This window comes from Amycolatopsis sp. NPDC051071 (assembly GCF_040682875.1).
Taxonomy (GTDB): Bacteria; Actinomycetota; Actinomycetes; order Mycobacteriales; family Pseudonocardiaceae; genus Amycolatopsis.
The window spans coordinates 1-12,828 of the sequence record NZ_JBFBBY010000193.1 but is presented as its reverse complement, the minus strand read 5'-3'; the positions used below and the strand labels follow the sequence as shown (position 1 = coordinate 12,828).

General features: G+C 68.5%; 14 protein-coding genes. 6 read left to right on the top strand and 8 right to left on the bottom strand.

Annotated features, from left to right (window positions below; all coding sequences use genetic code 11):
• Positions 1-309: 309 nt before the first annotated feature.
• Positions 310-552, bottom strand: a complete 243-nt coding sequence (locus AB0M65_RS35965; RefSeq protein WP_364038264.1) for a DUF2630 family protein — start codon at positions 550-552, stop codon at positions 310-312.
• A 94-nt stretch (positions 553-646) separates the two neighbouring features.
• On the opposite strand from AB0M65_RS35965, the gene AB0M65_RS35960 reads away from it, so the two are divergent.
• Entirely contained in the window at positions 647-1,003 is a 357-nt protein-coding gene (locus tag AB0M65_RS35960; protein WP_364038262.1) for a thioredoxin family protein, read from the top strand.
• 88 nt (positions 1,004-1,091) lie between these two features.
• Here AB0M65_RS35960 and AB0M65_RS35955 read toward each other — a convergent pair whose 3' ends face one another.
• Both AB0M65_RS35955 and pruA read right to left on the bottom strand, forming a co-directional pair.
• Complete coding sequence (locus AB0M65_RS35955; protein WP_364038259.1) at positions 1,092-2,021, bottom strand: proline dehydrogenase family protein; 930 nt, start codon at positions 2,019-2,021, stop codon at positions 1,092-1,094.
• Between the two features lie 17 nt (positions 2,022-2,038).
• Entirely contained in the window at positions 2,039-3,667 is a 1,629-nt protein-coding gene (gene pruA / locus AB0M65_RS35950) for an L-glutamate gamma-semialdehyde dehydrogenase (protein WP_364038256.1), read from the bottom strand.
• A gap of 129 nt (positions 3,668-3,796) precedes the next feature.
• Between pruA and AB0M65_RS35945 the strand changes: the two genes are divergently transcribed.
• Positions 3,797-5,398 (top strand): helix-turn-helix domain-containing protein, encoded by a 1,602-nt coding sequence (locus AB0M65_RS35945; RefSeq protein ID WP_364038253.1) that lies wholly within the window; start codon positions 3,797-3,799, stop codon positions 5,396-5,398.
• A 90-nt stretch (positions 5,399-5,488) separates the two neighbouring features.
• Here the strand turns inward: AB0M65_RS35945 and AB0M65_RS35940 are convergent, their stop codons facing one another.
• The 5 genes from AB0M65_RS35940 to AB0M65_RS35920 form a co-directional block, all read right to left on the bottom strand.
• Positions 5,489-5,725 carry a S1 RNA-binding domain-containing protein gene (locus AB0M65_RS35940; RefSeq protein ID WP_364038250.1) on the bottom strand — a complete coding sequence of 79 codons (237 nt, stop codon included), beginning with the start codon at positions 5,723-5,725 and terminating at the stop codon, positions 5,489-5,491.
• 151 nt (positions 5,726-5,876) lie between these two features.
• Positions 5,877-6,917 (bottom strand): LLM class flavin-dependent oxidoreductase, encoded by a 1,041-nt coding sequence (locus AB0M65_RS35935; protein WP_364038247.1) that lies wholly within the window; start codon positions 6,915-6,917, stop codon positions 5,877-5,879.
• Between the two features lie 7 nt (positions 6,918-6,924).
• On the bottom strand, positions 6,925-7,317 hold the full coding sequence (locus AB0M65_RS35930; protein WP_364038244.1) for a DUF6221 family protein: 393 nt from the start codon (positions 7,315-7,317) through the stop codon (positions 6,925-6,927).
• A 359-nt stretch (positions 7,318-7,676) separates the two neighbouring features.
• The gene (locus AB0M65_RS35925; protein ID WP_364038241.1) at positions 7,677-8,696 is read right to left on the bottom strand and encodes a DNA polymerase domain-containing protein; all 1,020 of its coding nucleotides are present in this window, start codon (positions 8,694-8,696) and stop codon (positions 7,677-7,679) included.
• A 28-nt stretch (positions 8,697-8,724) separates the two neighbouring features.
• Positions 8,725-9,282 carry a GNAT family protein gene (locus AB0M65_RS35920; RefSeq protein ID WP_364038238.1) on the bottom strand — a complete coding sequence of 186 codons (558 nt, stop codon included), beginning with the start codon at positions 9,280-9,282 and terminating at the stop codon, positions 8,725-8,727.
• Between the two features lie 24 nt (positions 9,283-9,306).
• Here AB0M65_RS35920 and AB0M65_RS35915 point away from each other — a divergent pair, with 24 nt between their 5' ends.
• From AB0M65_RS35915 to msrB, 4 genes are all read left to right on the top strand, one after another.
• A complete protein-coding gene (locus AB0M65_RS35915; protein ID WP_364038235.1) occupies positions 9,307-9,993 on the top strand; it encodes a TVP38/TMEM64 family protein in 687 nt (228 codons plus the stop codon).
• Positions 9,994-10,125: 132 nt separating this feature from the next.
• Positions 10,126-11,781 carry a protein kinase gene (locus tag AB0M65_RS35910; RefSeq protein WP_364038267.1) on the top strand — a complete coding sequence of 552 codons (1,656 nt, stop codon included), beginning with the start codon at positions 10,126-10,128 and terminating at the stop codon, positions 11,779-11,781.
• 65 nt (positions 11,782-11,846) lie between these two features.
• Positions 11,847-12,152, top strand: coding sequence for a hypothetical protein (locus AB0M65_RS35905; RefSeq protein ID WP_364038232.1), 306 nt, complete (start codon positions 11,847-11,849; stop codon positions 12,150-12,152).
• A gap of 19 nt (positions 12,153-12,171) precedes the next feature.
• A complete protein-coding gene (gene msrB, locus AB0M65_RS35900; protein WP_364038229.1) occupies positions 12,172-12,594 on the top strand; it encodes a peptide-methionine (R)-S-oxide reductase MsrB in 423 nt (140 codons plus the stop codon).
• Positions 12,595-12,828: the final 234 nt, after the last annotated feature.

Sequence of the window (12,828 nt, the reverse complement as noted above, 5' to 3'; positions counted from 1 at the left end):
TCAAAACTCCGGGGCGGGCGGGGGGCGCGCGTGTTGGTTCGGTGTTTAACTGGGGTTGTGGGGGGGGGTTTTTTTTTTTTTTGGTTTTTGTTAGAACGACCCAAAACACTCACGACTCCCTGAACAATCGACAATCACCGCAGCCGCCGCTGCTCGCTACCTGCGGCAGACGGCACGCCTCTCCGCCGCCCCCAAGTACGTGAAGGACCCCTTCCTGTACCTAGGCGCAAGTAAGGGGGCCTTCATGTACTTGGACCCAGCCCGCGAAGCCGCGACGCCCCGCCGAAGCCCGTCAAGCCCGAAGCGGCACTACTGCCGGTAGGACTCCACCTCGCTGATCGGCCGCGCCGAAGCCTGGTCCGGGTCCTCGTCGAACTCGACCCGTGCCCGTCGTTGCCGCAGCAGGTCCCAGCACTGGTCCAGCTGCTGCTCCACGCCGGCGAGCCGGGCCCGGTCGTCCGAGCTCAGCCCGGCGCCGATCGCCTGTGAGCGGAGTTCGTGTTCCTCGCTGACCAGCTCGTCGATCCGGCTGAGGATGTCACCGTCGGCCATCTGTCCTCCTGGCGAAGCTCTCCCTGGACTGCTCCGATCCGACGCTACGCGCAATCACGGGAATGTGCGTCCGGCTCGATTCGTTACGCGGGACATGAGCACTGTGGAGCTGACCGCCGCCAACTTCGATCAGGTCGTTTCCGACAACGACTTCGTGATCATCGACTTCTGGGCGGGCTGGTGCATGCCGTGCCGCCAGTTCGCGCCGACCTACGAGAAGGTGTCGGGCAACCACGACGACATCGTGTTCGCGAGTGTCGACACCGAAGCCGAGCAGCAGCTGGCAGCCGCGTTCGACGTGCGCTCGATCCCCACGCTCGCGGTGATCCGCGACAAGACTGTCATCTACGCGCAGCCCGGCGCGCTCCCGGAGAAGACGCTCGAAGACCTCATTCAGCAGGCACGCGACATCGACATGGACAAGCTCAAGGAAGAGGCCCAGGAAGCCTGAGCCCGGCACGAAGAAGGGCCCTTCCCGGCGGGTTTCGCCGGGAAGGGCCCTTTTGTACTTCAGCGGAACTGTGCCACCTGGGACCGGGTCAGCCCCGGGTGGCGAGTCCGCGCAGGAAGAACGCCAGGTTTGCCGGGCGTTCCGCCAGCCTGCGCATGAAATAGCCGTACCATTCGTCGCCGTAGGGGACGTAGACGCGCATCGTCTTGCCGTCGCCCGCGATCCGGCTCTGCTCTTCGGGACGGATCCCGTAAAGCATCTGGAATTCGTGGTCGCCGGGCTTGCGGCCCGCGTCCATGGCGAGCTTCTCGGCGATCGCGATCATCCGCGGGTCGTGTGAAGCGACCATCGGATAACCCTTGCCCCGCATGAGGATCTTCAGGCAGCGCACGTAGGACTTGTCCACTTCGGACTTGTCCTGGAACGCGACGTCCTCGGGTTCGGAGTACGCGCCCTTGCACAGCCGGACACGGGAGCCCTCGCCGGCGAGGTCGCGGCAGTCCTGTTCGGTCCGCCGCAGGTAGGCCTGCAGCACCGCGCCGACCCACGGGTACTCGGTGCGCAGCTCCCGCAGGATGTCCAGCGTCGAGTCGGTGGTGGTGTGGTCCTCCATGTCGAGGGTGACCGTGGCACCGACCGCTTCGGCGGCCGCGCAGATCTTGCGGGCGTTCTCCAGCGCGACACTTTCCCCGTCGGCGGGCAGGACCTGGCCCACCGCGGAGAGCTTCACCGAGACGTCCGCGCCGAACGCGAGGCCGTCGGCGGCCAGCGCGGACAGCAGCTCCTCGTAGGCGCGGACGGTCGTCGCGGCCTGCTCGGCGTCGGTGGTGTCCTCGCCGAGGTGGTCGAGGGTGACGCGCAGGCCGTCGTCGGCCAGTTCGCGGACCACTCGGACGGCGTCGGGCGTCCCGTCACCGGCGACGAACCGGCTCACCACCGATCGGGTGGCGGGGACGAACTCGACCAACTCGCGCATCCGCCGGGATCGGGCGGCGGCGAGCAACGGGGCACGCAACATCACGGACTCCTCCGATCTCAGCCCTGGTGGGGGTAACGGACGCTGGTGGGCGGGACGAACGTCTCCTTGATCGAGCGCGGGCTCGTCCAGCGGAGCAGGTTGAACACCGAACCAGCCTTGTCGTTGGTGCCGGAAGCGCGGGCACCACCGAAGGGCTGCTGGCCGACGACCGCACCGGTCGGCTTGTCGTTGACGTAGAAGTTGCCGGCGGCGAAGCGCAGTGCCTCGGCGGCCTTGGCGACGGCGGTCCGGTCGTTGGCGATGACAGCGCCGGTGAGCGCGTAGTCGGCGGTCTCGTCGACCAGCTTCAGGACGTTGTCGAAGTCTTCGTCGGCGTAGACGTGGATCGACAGGATCGGGCCGAAGTACTCGGTGCGGAAGATCTCGTGCTGCGGGTTGTCCGAGACGAGGATCGTCGGGCGCACGAAGTAGCCGACGCTGTCGTCGGCGGTACCACCGGCGATGACCTCGACCTCGGCGTCCTCGGCGGCGCTCTTCAGCACGGCGGCGTGCTTGTCGAAGGCGCGGCGGTCGATCACGGCGCCACCGAAGTTGCTCAGGTCGTTGACGTCGCCGTAAGTGATGGCTTCGGTCTCCGAGACCAGCTTGTCCTTCAGGCGGGTCCACACCGAACGCGGGACGTAGGCACGGGACGCGGCCGAGCACTTCTGGCCCTGGTACTCGAAGGCGCCGCGGATCAGCGCGGTGCGCAGGATGTCGACGTCGGCCGAGGTGTGTGCGAGCACGAAGTCCTTGCCGCCGGTCTCGCCGACCAGGCGCGGGTACGTCCGGTAGCCGCCGATGTTGGCGCCGACGGTGGACCACAGGTGCTGGAACGTCGGGGTGGACCCGGTGAAGTGGATCCCGGCCAGGTCGCGGTGGGTCAGTGCGACCTCGGAGACGGCCTTGCCGTCACCCGGCAGCAGGTTGATCACACCCGGCGGCATCCCGGCCTCTTCGAGCAGGCGCATGAGCAGGTGCGCGGCGTAGCTCTGCGTCGGCGACGGCTTCCACAGCACGACGTTGCCCATCAGCGCGGGCGCGGTCGGCAGGTTGCCGGAGATTGCGGTGAAGTTGAACGGCGTGATGGCATACACGAAGCCCTCGAGCGGGCGGTGCTCCATCCGGTTCCAGATGCCGGGCGAGCTGGTGGGCTGCTCGGCGAGGATCTGACGGCCGAACGCGACGTTGAAGCGCCAGAAGTCGATGAGCTCGCAGGCGGAGTCGATCTCGGCCTGGAGTGCGGTCTTCGACTGGCCGAGCATGGTGGCGGCGTTCAGCCGGGCACGCCACGGGCCCGCCAGCAGGTCGGCGGCACGCAGGATGATCGCGGCGCGGTCGTCGTAGGACAGCGCGCGCCAGCCGGGGGCGGCGGCCTTCGCGGCGGCGATCGCGTCGTGGGTGTCCTGCTCGGTCGCGCTGTGGATGACGCCCAGTACCGCGCGGTGGTTGTGCGGCTGGACGACCTCGATCTTCTCGCCGCCGCCCTTGCGCTGCTCACCGCCGATCGTCGCGGTGATGTCGATGGGGTCGGCGCCACCCAGCGACTTGAGCGCGCCCTCGAGTTCAGCGCGCTCGGCGCTACCCGGTGCGTAGTTCAGCACCGGCTCGTTCTTCGGGGCGGGGGTCTGGGTCACGGCGTCCACTGACTGCTCCTGACTTCACTTCGCCGGTTAGAGGTCTCTCCACGAACGGTAGACCGGACGACTCGGCTTCGGCTTGTTCAACCGGCTAGAGTCAGGGTGACCGTCTTGTCCGATCGGCTTAATCCGGTGATGACCGCGAGTACAGATCCGACCGCTGAAGTGCCCGGCGCCTCGCTGCGGCACGTCCTCGCCACGCTCGGAGAACCACTGGTCAGGGTGCTCGCGGCACCGGGCGGGCTCGGGGTCGAGGTGGTGGACGTCGTCATCCACGACCCGGAAGACCCGCCTGACGCCCATCCGGGTGATCTCGTCCTGGTGATCGGAGCACGCGGGCGATCGGCCGCCGGGGCGATCCGGGCGGCCGGGCGTTCGGGTGCGGCCGCGGTGGCGGTCAAGAACGGCCTTGCCGTCGTGAACGTCGCGAGCGACGCCGGGATCGCACTCATCGAGGTCGGCCACGAGGCACGCTGGGAGCAGGTCGAGGCACTGGCCAGGGGTGTCGTCGTCGCCGCACGCGCGGGTGGCGAAGCGGACAGCGGAGAGGTGCTGGGCGATTTGTTCTCGTTCGCGCAGACCGTCGCGACGCTCACCGGCGGCCTGGTCAGCATCGAGGACACGGCGAGCCGCGTGCTGGCCTATTCGCGGGCGGGCGACGAGGTGGACGAACTCCGCAGGCTCTCGATCCTCGGTCGCGAAGGTCCGGAGCGGTACCTCGCGATGCTGCGTGAATGGGGTGTCTACCAGCGGCTTCGCGCCGGGGAAGGCATCGTCCGCATTGACGAACGGCACGACCTCGGCATCCGGCGGCGGATCGCGGCCGGCATCCACGCCGGCTCGCAGCCGCTGGGCACGATCTGGGTCCAGGAGGGCGCGCATCCGCTCACCGAAAGCGCGGAGGTGGCGCTGCTCGGCGCGAGCCGGGCGCTCGCCCCGCAGTTGATCCGGCACCGGACCTTGCCCAGCCCGGAACTCCGGCTGCGCGAAGACCTGCTGGCGGGTCTGCTCGACGGACGTCTCGACGTGGAGTCCGTGGCCGACGACATCGGCGCCGACACCGGGAAACCGGCGGTGGTGCTGGCGTTCTCGCTCCCCCGCGACCGCGCGGCCACCGACCGGCAGCTGCGGCGCGCGGAGCTGGTGCACCTGATCACCGTGCACACGGCCGCGTACCGGCGGAGCGCGCTGGTGAGTGTGATCGGCGGCCGGGTCTACGCGCTCCTGCCGGATCTCCCCGACCACGCCGAACCGCGGATTCTGGTGCTGGCCAAGGAAATCGTCGGCGCCGCGCAACGGCATCTCGACGTCCGCGTGCGTGCCGCGCTGGGCGGCGTGGTCCCCCGGCTCTCCGACGCGGCGGCCTCCCGCGGCGACGCGGACCGGGTACTGGCCACGATGGCACGCGGTCACGGGACAACGGACGTCGCTTCCCTTGCCGACGTCCGTGCCGAGGTCCTGCTGTCCGAAGTGCTCGCTTTCCTCGGCGAGCAACCGAGAATCCGCGACCCGAGGCTGACCGGGCTGGTCGCGCACGACGCCGAGCACGGCGGCATCCTGGTGCCCGCGGTGCTCGCGTACCTGGACGCGTTCGGCGACGTGCGCCGCGCCGCACGCGAGCTGAACATCCACCCGAACACGGTGCGGTACCGGGTGCGGCGCGCCGGCGAGGTGTCCGGGATCGACCTGGACGACCCCGCGCAACGCATCCTCACCCAGCTTCAGCTGCGGCTCTAGGGTTTTCCCGCCCGGAAGCCCGCAATTAGTCCTCTAGTTGCGGTCCTTGCACACGCAACTACCGCGACTAGAGGACTAAACGCGGCTGGGTCAAGCCAGGGTCAGGCTGAACCGCCGGTTCTGGACGTCCAGTTTGTCCAGCCGCACCGCCACGGCCGCGCCCTCGATGAGCGGGCCAAGGCCGCCGACGGTCGGCAGCAGCCCTTCCATCCCGTGCGTCACTTCGACGAACGCGCCGAACGGCAGTACCCGCGTGACGACGCCGTCCAGTACGCCGCCGTCGGCGTGCGCCGTGACGAAATCACGCCAGTTCTCCTTGGGAGACATGCGATTCACCTCCTCTCCGCGCATGGTCCACACCAGGGGACGTACACGGAGGCGGGCTGCGTGCCCGCGCGAAGATCAAGCGGCGGCCGGGGAACCCGTCCGCTCACGGCACAAGGCCGACCCGGCAGTCATACGCGTGACAGTAGCAAAATCACGGGGCCGCGACGAGAGTCCGCAGTCCGGCCACTCCGGCGAGGGCCCGGTAGGAGTCCAGCCGCTCGGCCTGGTCGAAAGTGCTGGTGGTCACCAGAATTTCGTCGGCACCGGTCTTGGCGACGAGGGCGTCGAGCCGCTCGCCCACCTCGTCCGGGGTGCCGGCGAGCTGACCGTCGAGTGCCTTGTCCAGTCGCTCCCGGTCGCGTTCGGACAGTGGCCCGGCGAGGATCTCCTCCACCGGCGAAAGCGGCGGGAAGACGCCGTGGGCGCGCGAGTAGACCGTCGACCACGCTTCGGGGATCAGCAGCCGTCGCGCCCGTTCGGCCGTCTCGGCGACCGCGATCGCCGTGGACACCACGACGTACGGCCGCGCGGCCTGCGCGGACGGGCGGAAACCGGCGCGATACCCCTCGATGGCTTCCAGCAGCGGACCCTCACCGCGGACCGGCGCGATCACCAGCGGCAGGCCCAGTTCCGCGGCCAGCCGCGCTCCCGCTCCGGTGGCCAGCAGGAACGCGGGCACCTGGAGGCCTTCGGCCGGAATGGCGTGCACGCCGGGATACTCCGTCTGATCACCGGTGAGGAAACCCAGCAGTTCCCGGACCTGGTCGCCGAAGCGGTCGGCGTCGTCCTTCTCGTGCCCGAGTGCCTGCCGGACCGCGCCGGTGAACCCGACCGACCGGCCCAGCCCCATGTCGATCCGCCCGGGGAACAGCGATTCGAGGACCCCGAACTGCTCCGCGACGACGAGTGGCCGGTGGTTCGGCAGCATCACGCCGCCGGTGCCGACCCGGATCCGTTCGGTGGCCGAGGCGACCGCGGCCGCCAGCACCGTGGGTGCCGAACCGGCGACGCCGGGCACGCTGTGGTGCTCGGAGACCCAGAACCGGTGATAGCCCAGCGCTTCGATGTCCCGCGCGAAGGCGACGGTGTCCCGCAGGGCGCGGGGCGCGTCGCCACCGCGGCGCGTCGGGGACCGGTCGAGTACCGAAAGCGTGATCACCTCGGGATCAACGCGCCCGTACCCGGCGGGCATTCCCCGATCAGGGGCGCCAGCGCTCGCTGTAGTCCGGGTGGTCGGCGTAGGGCAGGGCCAGCAGCCGCAGGGTCGGGCACCAGTTCGTCCCGGCCTCGTCGGCGGGGACGTTGCAGGTCTCGCACCAGTATTCGTTGCCGTACAGGGGGAATCCCGGGACCTTCTCCGAAACCGTGGTGCGGTGCGCCTGCAGCATCCGCCGCGTCGCCTCGATCTCGTTGATCATCTGATTGACCACGTCGAGTTCGATGTCGTTGAGCGAACGGATCTTCTTCTCGATGACGACCTTGGTCTCGCCACGATTGAGCGATTCGCTGATCTCGGTTTTCTTGACCGCCTGCATGATCAACGCTTGGCGCTGTCCGACACGCGCGGCGAGAAAGGCGATCAGGTCGTCCACAGGCACTCCTTCGTCTCCCCCAGCGTAAGCGTTCGACGGGAAATGTCGCTGGCAGGAGGCCTGCCGTTACGACCGGGCCGCACGCGTCACACAGTCTCGTATCGGTTCACCGCGGAGCGGTAACAGGTTTCTGGATCGACACGAAAGCGCAATCACTCCGCGAGCAAACCGAAGAAGAGACCCACGACAAGTACGAATTGGTCACCGATACCGCACGCGTCGTCACGAAATGCGTTCCCGTTCGTGACCGGGCTCACCGTCACGTTCACTTTGGGCGCGGGCATCGGCGTGGTGGCGGCCACCACCTGCGGGAGTTGCGAAAACAGTTTTGACTGCGCAAGCGTCGGACGCGCGGCTCTCTAGGTGTCGTCGCGTGCCTTGCTCGGCTGGACCCGCTTCGGCTCACCAGGCATCTTGGGGTAGTCCGGCGGATACGGCATCTCACCGAGGCCGTGATCGCGCTCGTCCCGCGCGTACCACTCCAACAGCGTCTCGATGCCGAAAGCCCGCTCGTCCATCGGCGCGTGCAGGTCACCACGCTCGGCGTAGAACGCGCCCGCGGTGAGGACGTCGAAGTCGTCCGGGTCGACCTCGGTCAGCAGATCCCAGGTGAGCGGGGTCGACACCGTCGCGCGAGCGGTACCGCGGACCGACCACGCCGAGGCCACCGTGCGGTCGCGCGCCGCCTGGTTGTAGTCGATGAAGACCCGGCCGCCGCGTTCTTCCTTCCACCACGCGATGGTCGCCTTCTCCGGGATCCGGCGTTCGACCTCACGGCCCAGCGCGATCACCGCGTGCCGGACGTCGATGAAGTCCCACTCCGGCCGGATCCGCACCAGGACGTGGACACCGCGGCCGCCCGAGGTCTTCGGGTAGCCGACGAGACCGGCCGAGTCGAGGACCTCGCGCACCACTCCCGCGACCTGGACCGCGTCGGCGAACCCGGCCTCGTCCGGCGGGTCGACGTCGATGCGGAGTTCGTCGGGGTGGTCGACGTCGGGGCGCCGCACCGGCCACGGGTGAAAGTCGAAGGTCCCCAGGTTGGCCGCCCAGGCGAACACGGCGGCTTCGGTCGGGCAGACCTCCTCGGCCGTCCGGCCGGACGGGAAGGTGATCTTCGCGGTCTCCACCCACTCCGGGGCGCCCTTCGGCACGCGCTTAGCGTAGAACCACTCGCCCTCGACGCCGTCGACATAGCGCTTCAGTGTCGTGGGCCGCTCCCCGACCGCGCGCAGCAACGGCTCGCCGACCGCGACGTAGTGCTCCACGACCTGGCGCTTCGTGATCCCGCGGGCGGGGAAGTACACCTTGTCCGGGCTGGACACCCGGATCTTGCGCTCGCCTACCTCGACCTCGATCGGCTCACCGTTCTTGGGCATGCGCCCACCGTAGCCACTCCGGTGCGGCTCAGGGCCGTGGATCGTTCTTCAAAATTGCCATCGTGATGACGTCATGCCATTCGCCGTCCCACCACAGCGCTTCCCGCTGGAGCCCCTCACGGACGAACCCGCATTTCTCGTAAACACGCCTGGCCCGCGGGTTGAAGTCGAACACCTCCAGCGAGACACGATGGACGCCGACGACGTCGAACGCGAAGTCCAGGATCAGCTTCGTCGCCTCGGTGCCGTAGCCCTTGCCGAACACGTCCGGTCCGGTCAGCGCGATCCGGAAGGCGGCGGAGCGATTGTCCCCGTCGAAATCCGAAAGCACGACGTCGCCGAGGTACACGCGGTCTTCCTTGCGCAGGATCGCGTAGTCCGCGCGGTCGTCGAGGCCCGGCCGTGAGGCCAGCCACCTATGGATTTGGTCCTCGGTGAAGACGGTGTGCGTGCCGGTCAGCCGGGTGGTCTCCGGCTCCCGCAGTGCCGTCCACGCTGATTCGAAGTAGGAGTCGTCGAGCTGTGCCAGCACGACTTTCTCGCCGGTGAGTTCGGGCTGCCGCCGCAGCGCCTCGGTGTCGATCACAGCGAATACCGTACGGTTGACGCGGTGTCCGGCCGTACCAAATTAATTCTCGCGCTCACCCTGCTGGCCGCCTTTGTGGCGGCCGCGGTGCTGCTGCCGATCCCGAGTCCGTCCGGACTGCGGGCCTGGGCGGCCACGACCGGCCCGGCGACGCCGCTGGTGTTCTTCCTCGTCTATTCGGTGCTCACCGTGGCGCCGATCCCGCGCACCGTGTTCAACCTGGCGGGCGGGCTCCTGCTCGGCGCCACGACGGGCATCGTCGTCGGCGTCCTGGCGACCACAGTCGCCTCTGGGCTCTCGTTCGCCCTTTCGAGGGCGCTCGGGCGCGACCTCGTCACCCGGCATCTGCATCGGGCCAGGGTCCGCGCGGTCAACGACCGGCTTTCCGGCGGCGGGGTTCTGGCGATCACCTCACTACGGTTGATACCGATGGTGCCGTTCGCTCCGTTCAGTTACCTGTGCGGAGTGTCATCGGTCCGTTTCTTTCCGTATCTGATCGGGACGGCGCTCGGCAGCCTGCCGGGTACGGTCGCGGTCGTCGTCCTCGGCGACGCGCTGACCGGGGAAACCCCGCCCGCCCTGCTGATCTGTTACGCCGTGTTCGCCGCCGCGGGGGCCGTCGGACTGGTCAAGGTCTTCCGGCGGAAGGACCTCCCCGTGCCCGAACCGAGCGACGAGGAAGAATCGCCCGCTTCCGCACCGGCGAGCTGACGGGGATCCGAAACCGCCGCCCGCTACACTCGATCGGGTGCGCGGGACCTGCTAGACCGCGTAACGCCACCATCACCCGGGATGTGTTCGTCAAAGAATGTGTCAGGAGCAGTCGCCATCGACACCGGTCAGCTGATCGCTGGGCATTACCGCCTGGTCGAGCAAATTGGTAGCGGTGCCATGGGGGTGGTCTGGCGCGCCATCGATGTCCGCCTCGAACGCTCGGTGGCGGTCAAGCAGATCCTCCCGCAGCCGGGTGTCTCCGAAGCCGAACGCGACAACATGCGCCAGCGCGCCATGCGCGAGGCGAAGAACGCGGCCCGCTTCCAGCATCCGAACGCGATCGTGGTGTTCGACATCGCCGAGCACAGCGGCGACCCCTGCCTGGTGATGGAGTACCTGAACGGCCCGAGCCTCTCGGCGATCATTTCCGATGAGGGCACGCTGCCGCTGGGGCGCGTCGCGAAGATCGGCGAGCAGGTCGCGTCGGCACTGGTCGCCGCGCACCGCGCCGGGATCGTGCACCGCGACGTCAAACCCGGCAACATCCTGATCGACGAGGCCGGCACCGCGAAGATCACCGACTTCGGCATCTCGCGTGCCGCCGGCGACCTGACGCTCACCCAAACCGGCCTGATCGGCGGCACCCCGGCCTACCTCGCGCCCGAGCTGGCTCGCGGCTCGGATCCGGTGCCCAGCTCCGACGTCTTCGCGCTCGGCGCGACGCTCTACCAGGCGATCGAAGGCCAGACGCCGTACGGGAACAGCTCCAACCAGCTCGCGCTGCTGTACGCGGCCGCGAACGGGCAGATCAACCCGCCGCAGCAGGCGGGCGCCGCGACGGCGCTGCTGATGAGCCTCCTGCGTACCGAACCGACCGAACGCCCGACCATGGCCGAGGCCCGGGAGCGGCTCGCCGCGCTGGCGGCGAGCGAATCCGGCGCGGGCACGGCGGCCTCGCCGCGGCTCTTCGGCGCGGGCGGCGGCAGACAGCCCGCCGTACCCGACACCCCTGGGCACGGGATTCCCGGCGGGGACCGGCCGCCGTGGCAGCGGACCGATCCCCACGCCCAGTCCTCGGCACCGCCCCCGCAGCCCGCCAAGCAGCACACGCCGACCGCCGCGTTCATTCCGATGCGCTCGCAGGCGGCCCCGCCGAACACCCCGCCGCGCCCGGTGGCCGCGATGTCCCCGCCGCCGTCCGCGGCAGCCCCGATGCGGCCGTCGTCGACGAAGCCCTCGGACGGCAAGCGCAAGGCCGTCCTGTTCGCGGGTGCCGGCGCCGCCGTCGTGGTGATCGCCGTGATCGTGTTCCTGGTACTGAATTCGAGTAACGGCGGGACCACCGGTAGTGGCGACAACGCGGGTGCCAATCAGCAGACCTCCGCTCCGGCGACGCCGTCGAAGAGCAGTTCCAAGAGCACCGCGCCCTCGTCGTCCGCGGCTTCGAGCGGCGGCAAGATCGGCTACCAGCCCGCCGGGCAGCGAGTCGTGGACTTCTACAGCAGTGCGGGCTCGCCCCAAGGCTGGGCGATGCTCACCCCCGATGCCCAAGCGGTGTACGGCGACCAGGGGAAATACCAGGAGTACTGGGCCGAGAACCAGCTGAGCAGCTACAAGGGCGCCAACGCCTCGAAGGGCAACAACCCCGACGGCTCGGTGGACATCACCATCAACCTCACCTTCAAGTCCGGGAACAGCGAGCCGAAGACGGTCCGCGTCATCGACGGCGGTGGGCAGCTGCTGATCGCCGGTGACACCCGCAGCGCGCAGGGTAGCCAGGGATAACGCACGACCGACACCACACTCGTCGGTGGTGTGCCAAACGACCATCGTGGCTTACTGTGGCTCGTATGGCCGATAGCGGACCTTTCGGACCTGGCCAGAATCCTCGTTTCGACGAAGACCTGGTAGGCCTCGACCCGTACGACCCCGAAGCTCGCGCCTTCGCCGAGCATCTGGACCGCATCGAACGCTGCGGCCCGAACTTCACCGTGGAAGCCTGCCTCGACGGAGTCTCCGATTTCGCCGACTCCAGCAACCGTCTCGGCGGTCTGCGCTGGTGGATCTCGGCACTGGTGGTGATCCTCATCGTGCTCGGCGTGATGGTCACCGCATGGGACATCATCGGCCGGGCTATCGCCTGGCTCGCGGGGTAACGTGGAACCGGTGAAAGGCATGAAACCCGTTGTCGGAGCCACGCCGCGCGTGGTCAAGTCCGAGCAGGAATGGCGGGAACAGCTCAGCTCCGAGGAGTACGCCGTGCTCCGCCAGGCGGGCACCGAGCGCCCCTTCACCGGGGAGTACACCGACACCAAGAGCACCGGCGTGTACCAGTGCCGTGCCTGTGGCGCCGAGCTGTTCCGCAGTGACACCAAATTCGAAAGCCATTGTGGCTGGCCGTCGTTCTACGACCCGTCCGATACCGACGCCGTCCTCCTCCGTGAGGACACCGCGATGGGGATGCGCCGCATCGAGGTGCTGTGCAAGTCGTGCCACAGCCACCTCGGGCACGTCTTCGAAGGCGAGGGATACGCCACGCCGACGGATCAGCGGTACTGCATCAACTCGATCTCGCTCACGCTCGTTCCCGAGTCGTAACCAACCGAAGCGAACCACCGCCCTCTCCGACGCGTTCTCGATGAACAGAGCAGCGTCGGGGAGGGCGGTGTTTTATGCATGACCCTTGGGTATCGCGCGTGAAGGCGCTGGGGCAAGTAGTCCTCTGATTGCGGGGTAGCCAAGTACATGAAGGCCCCCTTCCGTGCGCCTAGCGCAAGGAAGGGGGCCTTCATGTACTTGCACCCGGCCGGTGGCTGACGGCTTAACGGCCGT